Genomic DNA, 14,364 nt, shown 5'->3' on the forward strand with positions numbered 1-14,364 from the left:
AGTATGACCGCTACCGGCTGAACCGGGAAAGCCAGGATGACCGTCGACGAGAGCCGCCATGCCGTCAGCCGATCTTCAATGCCCGGTCCAGCGACCAGGCGCCCGCGCCGCGACCAGTCAGCAGCAGGAGCAGGCCGGCCCAGGACAGGTGCGTCGGCCAGGCATCGGGGTAGACGAACACTTCGATCACGGCAGTCATGCCCAGCAGGGCGAGGGCGGAGAGGCGGGTGAACAGGCCCAGCACCAGCAGGACCGGGAAGAAGTGTTCTGCGTAGGTCGCCAGGTGCGCGGCTATATAGGGTGGCACCAGCGGCAGCACGTATTCGGTCTGGAACAGCTCGTAGGTACTCGGCGTGATGGTCAGGATGCCCTCGACCTTGGTGCGCCCGGACAGGAAGAAGATCGAGGCGATCCCCAGGCGCGCCACCAGGCACAACAAAGAGTCGCTGAGCAGGGACTGCAGGCGGCTGGCGATGGTGTTCCAGTGCTGGCGAAGGGCGCCGCCCGGGTAGTGGCTGCGGGAGATGTCCATGGCGGCTTCCTCAGGTGAGTTTCAGCGGTTGGAACACGGCGGCGCCGAGCAGGTTGCCCAGCAGTACCGTGAAGTCGAGGTCGGCTTGCGCCCTGAGCGCCAGGGTCGATGCCTGATCGAGGTCATGACCGCTGGCGCAGGCATCGAGGAAGGCGCAACCGCCCACGTCCAGTGCCTGCCAGGTGACGCCCTCGGCATGGCCGACCAGCAGCGCGCCTTCAGCGTGCCAGGGCAGCTCTTCGGGCAATGGCAGCGCTTCGCGGTTGTAGCGCCAGATGCTGTAGATCGGCTGTTGATCGAACCAGCGCCAGCGCGCGCTGGCGCGGGGTTGCAGGTGACAGGGGGCAAGGTCGGAAGCGGTCATGCCCGCCAGGTCGGACCACTGCAGCGCAGGCTCCTGTGGCGCGGTGTAGGCTTCCAGCCACAAGCGGTCGAGGCGCGCCACGCCGGCCAGGTAGGGCAACTCGCGCGCGGGTTCGAAGGCGTCGAGGAAATCGGCGAAGTCTTCGCCGTAGAGCACCAGGCGAGCGTCGTTCGGCGGTGTCTGCTGTGCGTGGATGGTCGCCGCGCCGCGCAGCCAGTCGGTGCCGACCAGGCGTTCGACACTGGGGAAGTTGTCGCACAAGGCGTCGGTGCAGCCCTTGAGCACGGTGTTGCGGTAGACGCTGAAGCCGGCCTGCTCGGTCAGACCTTGCAGTCCGGGGGGAGAGCGCTGGTACAGCGCTTCGACGAAAGCTTCCTGGAATCTGCCGAGGGACGTCTTCATGCGGCCACCTTCGCCCGGTTGAGGATACCCTGGGCGATTTCGCGCTCGGCCAGCAGTTCGCTGAAGGCGGGGATCTGGTCGTCGCGCTCGATCAGCGTCGGGCGCGGGCCGATGCGCCGGATCAGGTGCTGGTAGAGCTCCCAGACCGGTTCGGCGATGGGGGCGTCGTGGGAGTCGATCAGCAGCTCGCCGCGCTCGTCGTGGCTGTGCCCGGCCAGGTGGACTTCCAGGATGGCCGCGGCGGGGAATCGGTCGAGATAGCGCTTGGCATCGAAGCCGAGATTGTGCGCGCTGACATGCACGTTGTTGATGTCCAGCAGCAGGCCGCAGCCGGTGCGCAGCGCCAGTTCGGTGAGGAATTCGATCTCGTCCCAGTCGTGGCCGTCGAGGCGAAGGTAGTGGCTGGGGTTCTCGATGGCGATGCGCCGGCCCAGGGCATGCTGGGTGCGCTCGATGTTGTCGACGATGCGGGCCAGGGCCGCGTGGCTGCGCGGGAAGGGCAGCAGGTCCGGCAGGTACCGGCCGCGCCAGGTGGACCAGGCCAGGTGCTCGGAGATCAGCACGGGCTGCACGCGCTCAACCAGCGCGCGCAGCCGCAGCAGATGAGCCTTGTCGGGGGCGGCGTCCGCCGCCAGGGACAGCGAAACCCCGTGCAGCGACAGCGGATGCCGTTCGGCGATCCGCTCCGGCCAGGCAAGGCGAGGGCCGCCGACCATGTAGTTTTCCGGATGCACTTCGAACCAGAGCCCTCGCGCGCAGCAGTCGAGCGCCTGGGTGTAGTGCTCGGCCTTGAGCCCAAGCCCGGCACCCGGTTGAGTCGATACGTTCATGGTCGGCAGCCTGCACTCAGGACTTCATCGGGGTCAGCGAGCCCATGCCGTGCGGCGTCTTGATCGAGGCGCAGGTGCCGGCCGGGACGTTCTTCCAGTGCATGCCGTCGTAGTCCTTCTTGGCGCTGCCTGCGCAGGTGGTGCCGGCGCCGGCCTTGCAGTCGTTCTTGCCGGCCAGGGCCACGCCGTAGCATTTCTCCATGGCCGCGCCCGTGCTGGCCTTGGTATTCATGTCGTCGGCCAGCGCGTTCCCGGCAAGGGCGGCAAGGGCAAGGGCGGCGGTGGCGAGGGTGAGGTTTTTCATGGTGCGGTCTCCCGTTGGGTGGTGGGGCCGCACAGAGACTTCCGGCGGCTTGTCGAGTAGTTCGCCGGGAGTGGTGATCCGGTTACAGCCGCCTGAAGATTTTTTTGAGATTTCCCTGGGGCGGCCCTAAGGTATTGAACAGCTGCCTGTTTTTTCTGCGGGCCGGCGATCTGCCAGCAAGTGTGGGGCAGACTCGGGAAGATTTTCCTTGCGCGCTGTAACCAGGACGGTCGATGCAACGAACTACCAGCCAGGACGTGTTGATCGCGCGCGAAGCGCAGCTTCAGACACTGCTGATGCAGGGCATGGCCGGTGACGCGGTGGCCTACCGCGAGTTCCTCGCCGCCCTTGGCCCGCACTTGCGCGCGTTCCTGCGCCGCCGTCTGGCGCAGCGCCCCGGCGAGGTGGAGGACCTGGTGCAGGAAGTCCTGCTGGCCGTGCACAACGCCCGCCACACCTATCGCGCAGAACAGCCACTGACGGCCTGGGTGCAGGCGATTGCGCGCTACAAGCTGGCTGACCATTTCCGCGCTTTTGCCCGTCGCGAGGCGCTGCATGATCCGCTGGACGACGATGAGGGCGAGCTGTTCGCCACCGAGGACGACCAGCCGGCGCAGGCCAGCCGCGATCTGGGCAAACTGCTGCAGCAGTTGCCGGACAAGCAGCGCCTGCCGATCGTCCATGTGAAGCTGGAAGGGTTGTCTGTAGAGGAAACGGCAAACCTGACCGGGCTTTCCAGTTCCGCCGTGAAGGTCGGCATCCACCGCGGGCTGAAGGCCCTGGCGAATATGATCCGAGGGTTGCGAAGCGATGAAGACCAATGAACTGATCGATCTGCTGGCTGCCGGCGAAAGCGCGGTCGATCGGCGAGCGCTGGGCAAGCGCTTTGCTCTGGCCCTGCTGGGCGGCGGCCTGGGCGCGATACTGCTGATGGCCGCGCTCTATGGGGTGCGCGCGGACCTCGCTGACGTCGCGCGGACTCCGCTGTTCTGGGCCAAGGTCGCGCTGCCCGGCAGCCTGGCGCTGATCGCGTACGGGTTGAGCAGCCGCCTGGCGCGGCCGGGGGTCAAGGGCGGTGCTGCGTGGCTGCTGCTCGGGCTGCCGGTGCTGCTGGTGTGGCTGGGTGGCGCGGTGGAGCTGGCCGCGGTGCCTGCCGAAGCGCGCGCCGGGCTGATACTGGGCAAGACCTGGCGCACCTGCCCGCTGAACATTGCGTTGCTCTCGATACCTACATTCATCGCCGTCTTCTGGGCGCTGCGTGGGTTGGCGCCCACCCGGCTGCGCCTGGCCGGTGCTGCTGGCGGTCTGCTCGCCGGGGCTACCTCGACCCTGGCGTACTGCCTGCACTGCCCGGAGATGGGCATTCCCTTCTGGGGCGTGTGGTACCTGCTCGGCATGCTCCTGCCTACGCTGCTGGGCCTGGCCCTGGGTCCGCGTCTGTTGCGCTGGTAGGGGCGTGCCGGGCAACACGCCCACCGGGCGCGGCTGCGAAGGCTTGTGAACGCCCGGCGGCCCCCGCGCCCGGACATGCGCCACATACCGGTAAGCCTGCGCAGGGGGCGCGTGTCCTGGCGGGATAAACTGGCGTCTATCGGCTGCGTACCGACTTCATTCCGTCTCCAATCGCAAGGAAATCCATGACCGACGTCGTCGACCTGTTCGACATCCAGTATTTCTGGAACCTGCTTGCCATCCTCTGGTTCCTCTTCTGCTGGATCGGCTACACCCGCTACGCCAAGACCAAGGCCCGCGACACCGCGTGCCTGGCCAGCGTGTTGCATCTCTACCGCCAGGACTGGATGCGTCGCGTGCTGCTGCGCGACAACCGCGTGGCGGACGCCAGCGTGATCGGCAACCTGGAGCGCAACGCCTCGTTCTTCGCTTCCAGCACCCTGATCATCCTGGCCGGTATCCTCACCCTGCTGGGCTCGGCCGAGCGCACGATATCGGTGCTCGCCGACCTGCCATTCGTAACGCCGCCCACCCGCGGACTTTCAGAGCTGAAGCTGCTGTGCCTGGCGGTGGTGTTCGTCTATGCCTTCTTCACCTTCAGCTGGTGCATGCGCCAATACAACTTCGCGGCGGTGCTGATCGGTTCGGCGCCCATGGTGGGGGAGCGCAACGTCGGCGAGCTGGAGCGCAAATCCTTCGCCGAGCGCGCGGCACGCGTGGTGTCGCTGGCGGCGCACCAGTTCAACCAGGGCCTGCGCACCTACTACTTCGGCCTGGCGATGCTGGCCTGGTTCATCAACCCCTGGATCTTCATGCTGGTGACGGCGGGTGTAGTGGGCGTGCTGTACCAGCGTGAATTCCACTCCAGCGTGCTCCATGTGATGGTCTACACGCCGACGCCCCAGGGCGACGCGCCACGGGACAACGACATTCCTCCCAGCGGCTGAGCGGCAAACGGCAGAAACGACAAGGCCCGCAAAATGCGGGCCTTGTCTTGTGCAGCGCAAGCGACTTACTGTTTCTGCTCGTCGCCGGCGGGCTCCTGCGGCGCAGTGGCCGGGGCAGCCGGAGTGGCCGGGGAGGCTTCAGGTGCCGGTGGAGTGGTCGGCGCCGGAGTAGCCGGCTGCTCGGTCGCGGCCGGTGCCGGCGGCGCTTTCGGCTCTTCTTTCTTGTCGCAGGCGGCAAGGCCCAGACCTGCAACGATCAGCAGAGCGAAGGGAAGGGTTTTTTTCATGCGGAGCCTCCATGTGCGGCTTTCCTGGTGTTAGCCCTTTGAACCAGGCTTGTGTGAATTAGTTCAATGAATATTCCTGCGCCCCTGTATTCCATCACTGCAGGAGTGACAACGACCGGGGTATGATGCGGCCCCGTGCAGTCAATCGGTCGACCCTCCCATGTCCGAAAACCCACTCCTGGAGCGCGCCCAACGCTTCCTTTCGGCGCTGCGTCACTGCCAGTTGCTGGGCATCAGCGCGCATGCGGCAGACGCCTCCGGCCTGACCCTGCGGCTTCCCTACAGCGAGGCCATTGTCGGCAACCCGGAAACCGGCGTGATTCATGGCGGCGCCATCACCACGCTGATGGACACCACCTGCGGCATTTCCACCGTCTGCGTGCTGCCGCAGTTCGAGATCTGCCCGACCCTGGACCTGCGCATCGACTACATGCACCCGGCGCAGCCGCACAAGGATGTCTACGGGTTCGCCGAGTGCTACCGGGTCACCCCGAACATCATCTTCACCCGTGGCTATGCCTATCAGGACGACCCCAGCGAACCCATCGCCCATGTGGTCGGGACCTTCATGCGCATGGGTAAGGCGGTATCCGCCGGCTCGGTGAAGCGCGACGTCGATGGGGGCCAGGGATGACCACGGTGAACATCGAGGCCATGGTGCGCGCCGCGCACGAGAGCAAGGACTACGACCCGCTGATCGACGCGATCCCCTATGCCCGGCTGCTCGGCATCCGCTGCCTGCGCCTGGGCGACGATGCGATCTTCCACCTGCCGGCCAACCCGGACAACATCGGCAACCCCACGCTGCCGGCCCTGCATGGCGGGGTGATCGCCGGTTTCATGGAGCACTCGGCGCTGCTGCATTTGCTGATGTTCATGGGCATCCCGCACATGCCCAAGATCATTGACTTCTCCATCGACTACCTGCGCGCCGGGCACTTCCGCGATACCTACGCACAGTGCCAGGTCTGGCGCCAGGGCCGGCGCGTGGCGAACGTCGCCATTACCGCCTGGCAGACCACTCGCACCGAACCCATCGCCACCGCTCGCGCGCACTTCAAGGTCGATGGCGCCTGAATGGATACGCTGCTGATCCTGCTCGGCCTGCTGCTGATCCTCGCGGGGTACGTCTGGCTGATTGCCCGCGCGTTCGAGCGCAGCCTGTTCTGGGGGCTTGCCAGCCTGTTGCCGCCGCTGGCCGTGCTGTTCGTCCTGATCCACTGGCGCCTGGCCCGCAGCGCCGTGGCCCTCGGGGCCCTGGGCTGCATTCCGCTGGTGGTCGGCCTGACGATGCTGGCCAGCCGCGACAGTGCGCGCCTGGAGGCCATCCTCCGCCTGGAGTGGCTCAAGCCCGAGGCGGTCGCCAAGCCTGAACTGGCGATCAACCTGCGCGGGGAGCTGAATGGCCAGCCCTTCGTGCCCGAACAGGCCGAGTTCATCGACGGTGTGCTCAGCCTGCGCGAAGGCCAGGACTTCTACGCTCACCGCGAAATCCAGGTGCGCCTGGCTGCGCCGGTCAGCGGCCCGCTCAGGCTGGACGTGCTGCCCGACGACAAGGGACGCCTGCCGGAAATCGAAGTCAGCTGGCTCGCGCCAGGCCAGGACCTGCCCGAAGCGGTCCGTCTGCAGCGTGGCTACAGCCTGCACCTGGACCTGACGCCGAAGGCTCCCAACCGCCTGGAGGGCGCCTTCCACCTGGTGCTGCCGGCCCAGATGCAGACTACGCTTTCGGGCACCATCGAAGTCTTCACCGACCGCCTGCGCTATCGCGATGGCGAGGTGGATACCCGCTTCGACTCCCGCGATACCTTGCGTTATGTACTGCAGGACTACCTGCAGCGCCGCTTTGCGCGTCGTGATGTCGCCGTCACCCGCATGCCTGCCCTGGATACCCAGCGTGCCTCCCAGGAGGTTGCACTGACCGTCGAGGTTGGCGGCGCGCCGCAGGACCTGCAGGTCACGCTGGAGAAGACCCCCACGCGCGGCTGGGGTGTGCGGGACGACCGCTACCCGCGGATGAAGGCGTCGAACGTCGCTGCTGCCCCCCTTGCGGCCGCCACGCCGGCGAAATCCAGTGCCCCTGTGCCGCAGGCGCCGGAAAGCGGTCGCCTGGCCATCGAGCGCCTGCTGTCCGCACCGCAGCGCTACGTCAACCGCAGCATGCGCGTGACCACCGAGCGCGGCCGGGTTGCCGAGGGCGTCTTCGTCGGCCTCGATGTCGACGGCCGCATCGTCATCCGCCAGGTCATCGATGGCCCGGGCGAGGCGAGCTACACGCTGCGTCCCAGCGAAGTGACCGACATCGAACTGCCGGCGCGCTGACCTTTCGCCGGTCATTTGCCGGCGAATTTTCTCCAACCCCTTGAATTGGTTCGGGAAGCCCCCATCTCGCTGACATCGGCCGCACGACGCGGCATTTGTCACCCTCGGAGCGAGAAACGATGAGCGCGGAGACTCAAAAAGAAACACTGGGCTTCCAGACCGAAGTGAAGCAGCTGCTTCACCTGATGATTCACTCCCTGTATTCGAACAAGGAAATCTTCCTTCGCGAACTGATTTCCAACGCCTCCGACGCGGCCGACAAGCTGCGTTTCGAGGCCCTGGCCAAGCCCGAGTTGCTCGAAGGCGGCGCCGAGCTGAAGATCCGTGTGAGCTTCGACAAGGACGCCAAGACCGTCACCCTCGAAGACAACGGCATCGGCATGAGCCGCGAGGAAGTCATCGCGCACCTGGGCACCATCGCCAAGTCCGGTACCGCCGACTTCCTGAAGAACCTCTCCGGTGACCAGAAGAAGGATTCCCACCTGATCGGCCAGTTCGGCGTGGGCTTCTACAGTGCCTTCATCGTCGCCGACCAGGTCGATGTGTTCAGCCGCCGTGCCGGTGCGCCGGCCAGCGAAGGCGTGCACTGGTCGTCCAGGGGCGAGGGCGAGTTCGAAGTTGCCACCATCGAGAAAGCCGAGCGCGGCACCCGCATCGTCCTGCACCTGAAGGACGGCGAGGACGAGTTCGCCGACGGCTGGCGCCTGCGCAACATCATCAAGAAATACTCCGACCACATCGCGCTGCCCATCGAGTTGCCGAAGGAGCACCACGGGGAAGAGGCCGACAAGCCGGCTGAAACCGAGTGGGAAGTGGTCAACCGTGCCAGCGCCCTGTGGACCCGTCCGCGCACCGAGGTGAAGGACGAGGAATACCAGGAGTTCTACAAGCACATCGCCCATGACTTCGAGAACCCGCTGACCTGGAGCCACAACAAGGTCGAGGGCAAGCTCGAGTACACCTCGCTGCTGTACGTCCCGGCCCGCGCGCCGTTCGACCTGTACCACCGCGAGGCGCCGCGCGGCCTCAAGCTGTACGTGCAGCGCGTGTTCATCATGGACCAGGCCGACCAGTTCCTGCCGCTGTACCTGCGCTTCATCAAGGGCGTGGTGGACTCCAATGACCTGTCGCTGAACGTCTCCCGCGAGATCCTGCAGTCCGGCCCCATCGTCGATTCGATGAAGTCCGCGCTGACCAAGCGCTCCCTGGACATGCTGGAAAAACTCGCCAGCAATGACGCCGAGGCCTACAAGGGCTTCTGGAAGAACTTCGGCCAGGTGCTCAAGGAAGGCCCCGCCGAGGACTTCGCCAACAAGGACAAGATCGCCGGCCTGCTGCGCTTCTCTTCCACCAGCGACGAGAGCGGCGAGCAGAGCGTTTCCCTGGCCGACTACATCGGCCGCCTGAAGGAAGGCCAGGACAAGATCTACTACCTCACCGGCGAGAGCTTCGCCCAGGTGAAGAACAGCCCGCACCTGGAAGTCTTCCGCAAGAAAGGCATCGAAGTGCTGCTGCTCACCGACCGCATCGACGAGTGGCTGATGAGCTACCTGCCGGAATTCGACGGCAAGCAACTGGTCGACGTCGCCCGCGGCGACCTGGACCTGGGTAGCCTGGACTCGGAAGAGGACAAGAAGGCCCAGGAAGAGATCGCCAAGGCCAAGGAAGGTCTGGCCGAGCGCCTGAAAGCCGCACTGGGCGATGAAGTCGCCGAGGTGCGTGTCTCCCACCGCCTGACCGACTCGCCGGCGATCCTCGCCATCGGCGAGCAGGACCTGGGCCTGCAGATGCGCCAGATCCTCGAGGCCAGCGGGCAGAAGGTGCCGGAAGCCAAGCCGATCTTCGAGTTCAACCCGGCCCACCCGCTGATCGAGAAGCTCGACGCGGAAGCCGACGAAGACCGCTTCGGCGAACTGACCCACATCCTCTTCGACCAGGCCGCCCTGGCCGCGGGGGACAGCCTGAAGGACCCGGCCGCTTATGTGCGCCGCCTGAACAAGCTGCTGGTGGAACTTTCCGCCTAAGCTGAACCAGCCCAAAGCCCGCTTCGGCGGGCTTTGTGTTTTTCCAGTACTCGATCAACTACACCGACAAGCGAAAGGGGACTACCCGAATGAGCCAGATCAGCGTGCAACCTGTCGCCTACAGCCTCGATGGCGTGTCCTTCGAAGGCCAACTGGTATTCGATGCCGCCAGCAACGCGCCGCGTCCCGGCCTGCTGATGGCGCCGAACTGGATGGGCGTCAGCCAGGGCGCAGTGGATATCGCCCGCAAGGTCGCCGAGCGCGGCTATGTGGTGCTGGTGGCCGATCTCTACGGCAAGGATGTGCGCCCCAATGGCACGGAACAGGCCGGCGCCGCCATGATGCCGCTGAAGAACGACCGTGCATTGCTGCGCAAGCGCATGCAGCTTTCGCTGAAGACCCTGCTGGAACAGGCCGACAAGGCGCCGCTGGATACCGCGAAGCTGGCCACCTTCGGCTTCTGCTTCGGCGGCTGCTGCTCCCTGGAGCTGGCCCGTGACGGCGCGCCGCTGGCGGCTGCGGTGTCCTTCCACGGCACCCTGGATACGCCGAACCCGGCCGATGCGAAGAACATCCAGGGCGCAGTGTTGGTGCTCGACGGCGCTGTCGACCCGTTCGTGCCGCGCGAGCAGCTCAGCGGTTTCGCCAAGGAAATGATCGATGCCGGGGTGGACTGGACCCTGACCAGCTACGGCGGCGCCGCGCATTCCTTCACCGACCCGCACGCGCAGATTCCCGGCAAGATGCAGTACGACGCCAAGGTGGCGCGCCGTGCCTTCGCCGCGATGTTCGACCTGCTGGAGGAGCGCTTCGGCGCCTGACGGCATCGGGGGGAGGGCGGTCGCGCCGCTCCCCACGCCGGGCTCAGCGCAGCTTGGCGACCTTGAATTCGAGGTCCGGCCAGGCTGGCAGGCCGGCGAAGTCCTCCCGCAGGAAGCGCGCCAGCGCGACAATCTGTTCGTCGTTGAGGCTGTGACGGAACGCCGGCATGTAGCCCAGCTCCGGTCGGGCGGGTTCGCCGATGCCATCCAGGATCACCCTCAGCAGATTGTCCGGCGTGGCCGCATAGAGTTTGTTGCTCACCGCCAGTGACGGCCGCACGCCATTGAGCTTCGGGCTGTCGCCGTCATGGTGGCAGGCCATGCAGGCGCCATTGAATAGCCTGGCGCCAGTACCGCTGACCGGTTGCAGGGTGCCGTAGGTACGCTCTTCCAACTCGCTCGCCTGCTTCTGTGGCGAGAAGTCGACGGGCTGTTCCGGCCGGAGGCTCGCGAGGTAGCGCGCCATGGCTTGCAGGTCCGCGTCCGGTTGCTGCGCAAGGCCTGCAGCTACCGCTGCCATGGGGCCGGCGGCGCCGCCGTGGTAGCGCGAGAAGCCGTTGCGCAGATAGTCGTACAACGTCGCCTGGGTCCAGGGAATCGCCGTCTGGCCGCTGCCGTCGAGAGGGGGCGCCTGCCAGCCGTCCACTGTCGCACCGGTGAAGCGTTGCTTGCCGGCACGCTCGGCGCCCAGTGCGTTGCGCGGTGAATGGCAGACGCTGCAGTGGCCGAGCCCCTCCACCAGATAGGCGCCGCGGTTCCAGGCCGCATCGCGCTGCGGCTGAGGCTGGAAGCGGCCCTGGTCGAAATACAGCAGGTTCCAGGTGGCCATCAGCCTGCGCTGGCTGTAGGGGAAGCGCAGGCGGTTGGCCCTGGGCTGCGCCTTCACCGGCGGCCGGCTCATCAGATAGGCGTAGAGGTCGCGCAGGTCTTCGTCGCCAATGCGGGTGAAGGCGGTGTAGGGGAAGGCCGGGTAGAGGTAGTCGCCCTCCCGCGAGACACCTTCGCGCATCGCTCGCTCGAAGGCCTCGAAGGACCAGCTGCCCAGCCCGGTATCGCGGTCTGGGGTGAGGTTGCTGGTGTAGAGCGTGCCGAACGGTGTGGCCATCACACGGCCACCGCTCAGCGGCGCGCCACCTTCACGGGTGTGGCAGGTGGCGCAGTCGCCCAGGGCCGCCAGTTTCTGCCCGCGGGCGATGGACTCGGCACCGAAGCTGTCGACGGCCGGCGGGTCGGCTGGTGCAATGCTCCCTTTCCAGGTAATGGCCAGCGCTACCAGGCTTGATGCGGCCAGCGCTGCGATGACGCCCGGTGAGTGGTTTTTCATTTGGGTTGTTTCTCGTTCAGGGCAGCCAGTACCCGTTCTGGCGTGAACGGCGGGCGGGTGAAGCGCACGCCGGTCGCGTCGTGCAGGGCATTGGCGATGGCGGCGGCGCTGGGTACCGAGGCAGATTCGCCGGCCCCCAGCGGCGGTGTACCGGGGCGGTCGAGCAGCAGCGCGGTGATCCTGGGCACCTGGGGGAATCCGAGGATCGGGTAGCTACCCCATTCCAGGCTGGTGACACCGCTGCGGTCGAAGGTCGAGCACTCCATCAGTGCACGGCTGGTGGCCTGGATCACGTTGCCGTGGACCTGGTGGCGTACCCCGTCGGGATTCACCATCTGCCCGCAGTCCTGCGCCACGTGGACCTCGGTCACGCGGACGGCGCCGGTGTGCGGCTCGACCTCGACGTCGACTATCCACGCCGCCCAGGCCGCACCGAATCCTGGGAAGGTACTGTGGAAGTAGCGCGCGTAGGCGAAGCCGCGGCCGACCAGCAGGTTGCCTTGGCGTGCCCGCGGGTTGGGCGAGACGCGCGGCTGCCACTGGGCGGCGGTGGCCAGCGCGTTGATCAGCGCTATGGCACGTTCGTCATGCAGGTAGCGCAGGCGGAATTCGATGGGGTCGGCGCCGGCCATCTGCGCCAGTTCGTCGATGTAGGACTCATGGGCGAAGACGTTGGGCAGTGCCGATACGCCGCGCATCCACGAGGCGCGAACGATGGGGGCTGCGTCGTTGCAGACCACCCGCATGTGCGCAAAGGCGTATTGCGGGACGGCGGTGCGATCGCCCATCTGGGTTATCTGGGGCTTGGCGTCCACCCGCGAGGTGAGCAGCAGGGCCAGGTTGACCGCGTTATTGGAGGGGTAGCAGGTTGAGAAGTCGTACGCCGCCACGTCGCCGTTCTCATCCAGCCCGCCGCGGACTTCGATCAGTTGCGCCGAACCCTTGGGCTCCCAGCCGTGTTCCTGTTCGCGCATCAGTTGCACGCGCACCGGTCGGCCGACGGCCAGGGCGAGCAGCGCGGCATCGGCGCTCACGTCGTCGGCGCAGTTGCGGCCATAGCAGCCCGACGTTTCCATCCGGATGACCTCGACCTGTTCCGGCTGCATGCCCAGCAAGGTCGCCAGGTCGGCACGCAGGTCGTGGGGGTTCTGGCTGCCCGACCAGACCTTCATCAGGCCATCCTCGAAGTGCGCGAGCGCGCAGGATGGGCCGATGGAGGCGTGCTGCTGATAGGGCCAGACGTAGGTGCGCTGCAGTGGGCGGTGGAGCTGCGCCAGCGCGGCATCCATCTGCGTGTCGTCCTGGAGCATGCGTGGTTGCTTGGGATGGGCGCGCAGGGTGGATTCCAGTTCGTCCAGGCCCAGGGGTGGCAGGCCGCTCCAGTGCTTCCAGCGTACTTTCAGCTGGCGGGCAATGTGGATCGCCTGCTCTTCGCGCTCGGCTACCACGCCGATGAAGTCACCTATTATCACCAGCCGGACAAAACCGGGCAGGTGGGCTACGGACTGCTCATCCACTTCCGCCCGGCTCCTGCCCAGCGGCGCGCTGACATCCGCACCGGTGTAGGGCGGCCGCACCACGCGGCCATGGAGCATGCCCGGCAGGCGCATGTCGTGTACGTAGGTCAGCCCGCCCGTGACCTTGGCCGGGATGTCCAGGCGCGGCACCGAGCGGCCGACCACGCGGTAATCGCTGTGGGCCTTGAGCGGCGCGCTGGCATCGACCTTCAGTTCGAAGCGCTCGCCACGCAGCAGTTCGCCGTAGCCGATACTGCGGGTGGGTTTGCCCCTGACGAAGATTGCCCCGCCGGCGCAGTCGAGCTGGCGAATGTCCACCTTGAGGTGCTGCGCCGCGCGCTGCATCAGGAACTCCCTTGCCTCGGCGGCTGCCCGGCGCAGCGGAATGGCGCTGACCTGCAGGGTCGAACTGGCGATGGTCGGCCCCTGGTCGGGCGTGTAGCGGGTGTCACCCAGCAGCAGGGTGATCTGCTGCAGGTCGACATTCAGCTCCTCGGCGACTATCTGGGTCAGGGCAGTGCGTATGCCGGTGCCGAGGTCGACATGGCCGCAGGCAGCGGTGATGGTGCCGTTGCCGGCGATGGCAATGAAGCTGTCGACCTCGTCGAGGGTCAACACGCCATCGGCGCTTTGCGCCAGCAATGGGTCAGGCAGTTGAGTGCTGACCAGCAGGGCCGCGCCGGCCTTCAGGAACTCACGGCGGCCGAGCAGGCTCATGCCGGGTTTTCCTGGCCGCGGTTGCCGATTCGCTCGGCGGCCCTGCGCACGGCACTGAGGATCTGCACGTGGGTACCGCAGCGGCACAGGTTATAGGCCAGTTCCTGGCGGATCTCTTCGTCGCTGGGCGAACTGTTGCGCGCGAGCAGGGCTGCGCTGGTCATGATCATGCCGTTGCTGCAGTAACCGCACTGCGCCGCCTGCTCGTCGATGAAGGCCTGCTGGACCGGGTGCGGGGCATCCAGTGTGCCGAGACCTTCCAGGGTGGTGACCTGGCGCCCCACAGCCGCGGAGACCGGCGTGACGCAGGAGCGGGTGGCGATGCCGTCGAGATGCACGGTACAGGCGCCGCACTCGCCCAGGCCGCAGCCGAACTTGGGGCCATTGAGCTGCAGGTCGTTGCGCAGGACGTACAGCAGCGGCGTATCGGCGGCCACGGCGAGGTGCCGGGGCTGGCCATTGACGACCAGCGAGAGGGGGTCAGCCACGGGGTGTGCTCCTTCCGGGGAAATCGGTCCCTT

At 66.6% G+C, this 14,364-nt stretch carries 16 protein-coding genes; 8 read left to right on the forward strand and 8 right to left on the reverse strand.

Annotated elements, in window-relative coordinates:
* Positions 1-64 precede the first annotated feature (64 nt).
* From A9513_RS11100 to A9513_RS11115, 4 genes are read right to left on the reverse strand one after another with little or no spacing between them, the layout of a single operon-like run.
* The gene (locus A9513_RS11100) at positions 65-532 is read right to left on the reverse strand and encodes a DoxX family protein (RefSeq protein ID WP_065084764.1); all 468 of its coding nucleotides are present in this window, start codon (positions 530-532) and stop codon (positions 65-67) included.
* Positions 533-542: 10 nt separating this feature from the next.
* A complete protein-coding gene (locus A9513_RS11105; RefSeq protein ID WP_024762432.1) occupies positions 543-1,298 on the reverse strand; it encodes a DNA-binding domain-containing protein in 756 nt (251 codons plus the stop codon).
* On the reverse strand, positions 1,295-2,128 hold the full coding sequence (locus tag A9513_RS11110) for a DUF692 domain-containing protein (RefSeq protein ID WP_065084765.1): 834 nt from the start codon (positions 2,126-2,128) through the stop codon (positions 1,295-1,297). The genes A9513_RS11105 and A9513_RS11110 overlap by 4 nt, the downstream gene beginning before the upstream one ends.
* Positions 2,129-2,144: 16 nt before the next feature.
* Positions 2,145-2,432, reverse strand: coding sequence for a DUF2282 domain-containing protein (locus A9513_RS11115; protein ID WP_024762431.1), 288 nt, complete (start codon positions 2,430-2,432; stop codon positions 2,145-2,147).
* A 233-nt stretch (positions 2,433-2,665) separates the two neighbouring features.
* Here A9513_RS11115 and A9513_RS11120 point away from each other — a divergent pair, with 233 nt between their 5' ends.
* From A9513_RS11120 to A9513_RS11130, 3 genes are all read left to right on the forward strand, one after another.
* The gene (locus A9513_RS11120) at positions 2,666-3,256 is read left to right on the forward strand and encodes a sigma-70 family RNA polymerase sigma factor (protein ID WP_065084766.1); all 591 of its coding nucleotides are present in this window, start codon (positions 2,666-2,668) and stop codon (positions 3,254-3,256) included.
* Positions 3,243-3,884 (forward strand): DUF1109 domain-containing protein, encoded by a 642-nt coding sequence (locus tag A9513_RS11125; protein ID WP_037013133.1) that lies wholly within the window; start codon positions 3,243-3,245, stop codon positions 3,882-3,884. Before A9513_RS11120 ends, A9513_RS11125 begins: the two co-directional genes overlap by 14 nt.
* A 185-nt stretch (positions 3,885-4,069) precedes the next feature.
* A complete protein-coding gene (locus tag A9513_RS11130; protein WP_024762429.1) occupies positions 4,070-4,831 on the forward strand; it encodes a DUF599 domain-containing protein in 762 nt (253 codons plus the stop codon).
* A 65-nt stretch (positions 4,832-4,896) separates the two neighbouring features.
* On the opposite strand, the gene A9513_RS11135 is transcribed toward A9513_RS11130, so the two are convergent.
* Entirely contained in the window at positions 4,897-5,118 is a 222-nt protein-coding gene (locus A9513_RS11135) for a hypothetical protein (RefSeq protein ID WP_024762428.1), read from the reverse strand.
* Positions 5,119-5,278: 160 nt separating this feature from the next.
* Here A9513_RS11135 and A9513_RS11140 point away from each other — a divergent pair, with 160 nt between their 5' ends.
* The 5 genes from A9513_RS11140 to A9513_RS11160 all read left to right on the forward strand — a co-directional run bounded on the left by A9513_RS11140 (position 5,279) and on the right by A9513_RS11160 (position 10,285).
* A complete protein-coding gene (locus A9513_RS11140; protein ID WP_024762427.1) occupies positions 5,279-5,752 on the forward strand; it encodes a PaaI family thioesterase in 474 nt (157 codons plus the stop codon).
* Positions 5,749-6,195 (forward strand): PaaI family thioesterase, encoded by a 447-nt coding sequence (locus A9513_RS11145; protein ID WP_024762426.1) that lies wholly within the window; start codon positions 5,749-5,751, stop codon positions 6,193-6,195. The genes A9513_RS11140 and A9513_RS11145 overlap by 4 nt, the downstream gene beginning before the upstream one ends.
* Positions 6,196-7,440, forward strand: coding sequence for an MFS transporter (locus A9513_RS11150; protein ID WP_065084767.1), 1,245 nt, complete (start codon positions 6,196-6,198; stop codon positions 7,438-7,440).
* A gap of 119 nt (positions 7,441-7,559) precedes the next feature.
* Positions 7,560-9,464 (forward strand): molecular chaperone HtpG, encoded by a 1,905-nt coding sequence (htpG, locus tag A9513_RS11155; protein WP_024762424.1) that lies wholly within the window; start codon positions 7,560-7,562, stop codon positions 9,462-9,464.
* Positions 9,465-9,553: 89 nt separating this feature from the next.
* A complete protein-coding gene (locus tag A9513_RS11160; protein WP_065084768.1) occupies positions 9,554-10,285 on the forward strand; it encodes a dienelactone hydrolase family protein in 732 nt (243 codons plus the stop codon).
* A gap of 43 nt (positions 10,286-10,328) precedes the next feature.
* On the opposite strand, the gene A9513_RS11165 is transcribed toward A9513_RS11160, so the two are convergent.
* Genes A9513_RS11165 through A9513_RS11175 form a run of 3 tightly spaced genes read right to left on the reverse strand, consistent with a single transcriptional unit; the run spans position 10,329 to position 14,331 of the window.
* Entirely contained in the window at positions 10,329-11,609 is a 1,281-nt protein-coding gene (locus A9513_RS11165; RefSeq protein WP_065084769.1) for a cytochrome c, read from the reverse strand.
* A complete protein-coding gene (locus A9513_RS11170; protein ID WP_065084770.1) occupies positions 11,606-13,843 on the reverse strand; it encodes a molybdopterin cofactor-binding domain-containing protein in 2,238 nt (745 codons plus the stop codon). The genes A9513_RS11165 and A9513_RS11170 overlap by 4 nt, the downstream gene beginning before the upstream one ends.
* Positions 13,840-14,331 (reverse strand): (2Fe-2S)-binding protein, encoded by a 492-nt coding sequence (locus tag A9513_RS11175; RefSeq protein ID WP_065084771.1) that lies wholly within the window; start codon positions 14,329-14,331, stop codon positions 13,840-13,842. Before A9513_RS11175 ends, A9513_RS11170 begins: the two co-directional genes overlap by 4 nt.
* Between the last annotated feature and the right edge of the window lie 33 nt (positions 14,332-14,364).

This window comes from Pseudomonas sp. AU12215, assembly GCF_001675465.2.
GTDB classification, from domain to species: domain Bacteria; phylum Pseudomonadota; class Gammaproteobacteria; order Pseudomonadales; family Pseudomonadaceae; genus Pseudomonas; species Pseudomonas nitroreducens.

What these genes read in the sequence shown, in the direction of transcription:
- A9513_RS11140 (WP_024762427.1), top strand. Translation starts at nt 5,279, where the DNA reads ATGTCCGAAAACCCACTCCTGGAGCGCGCCCAACGCTTCCTTTCGGCG.
- A9513_RS11100 (WP_065084764.1), bottom strand. Translation starts at nt 532, where the DNA reads ATGGACATCTCCCGCAGCCACTACCCGGGCGGCGCCCTTCGCCAGCAC.
- A9513_RS11120 (WP_065084766.1), top strand. Translation starts at nt 2,666, where the DNA reads ATGCAACGAACTACCAGCCAGGACGTGTTGATCGCGCGCGAAGCGCAG.
- A9513_RS11150 (WP_065084767.1), top strand. Translation starts at nt 6,196, where the DNA reads ATGGATACGCTGCTGATCCTGCTCGGCCTGCTGCTGATCCTCGCGGGG.
- A9513_RS11130 (WP_024762429.1), top strand. Translation starts at nt 4,070, where the DNA reads ATGACCGACGTCGTCGACCTGTTCGACATCCAGTATTTCTGGAACCTG.
- A9513_RS11145 (WP_024762426.1), top strand. Translation starts at nt 5,749, where the DNA reads ATGACCACGGTGAACATCGAGGCCATGGTGCGCGCCGCGCACGAGAGC.
- A9513_RS11115 (WP_024762431.1), bottom strand. Translation starts at nt 2,432, where the DNA reads ATGAAAAACCTCACCCTCGCCACCGCCGCCCTTGCCCTTGCCGCCCTT.
- A9513_RS11170 (WP_065084770.1), bottom strand. Translation starts at nt 13,843, where the DNA reads ATGAGCCTGCTCGGCCGCCGTGAGTTCCTGAAGGCCGGCGCGGCCCTG.
- A9513_RS11135 (WP_024762428.1), bottom strand. Translation starts at nt 5,118, where the DNA reads ATGAAAAAAACCCTTCCCTTCGCTCTGCTGATCGTTGCAGGTCTGGGC.
- A9513_RS11125 (WP_037013133.1), top strand. Translation starts at nt 3,243, where the DNA reads ATGAAGACCAATGAACTGATCGATCTGCTGGCTGCCGGCGAAAGCGCG.
- A9513_RS11105 (WP_024762432.1), bottom strand. Translation starts at nt 1,298, where the DNA reads ATGAAGACGTCCCTCGGCAGATTCCAGGAAGCTTTCGTCGAAGCGCTG.
- htpG (WP_024762424.1), top strand. Translation starts at nt 7,560, where the DNA reads ATGAGCGCGGAGACTCAAAAAGAAACACTGGGCTTCCAGACCGAAGTG.
- A9513_RS11165 (WP_065084769.1), bottom strand. Translation starts at nt 11,609, where the DNA reads ATGAAAAACCACTCACCGGGCGTCATCGCAGCGCTGGCCGCATCAAGC.
- A9513_RS11160 (WP_065084768.1), top strand. Translation starts at nt 9,554, where the DNA reads ATGAGCCAGATCAGCGTGCAACCTGTCGCCTACAGCCTCGATGGCGTG.
- A9513_RS11110 (WP_065084765.1), bottom strand. Translation starts at nt 2,128, where the DNA reads ATGAACGTATCGACTCAACCGGGTGCCGGGCTTGGGCTCAAGGCCGAG.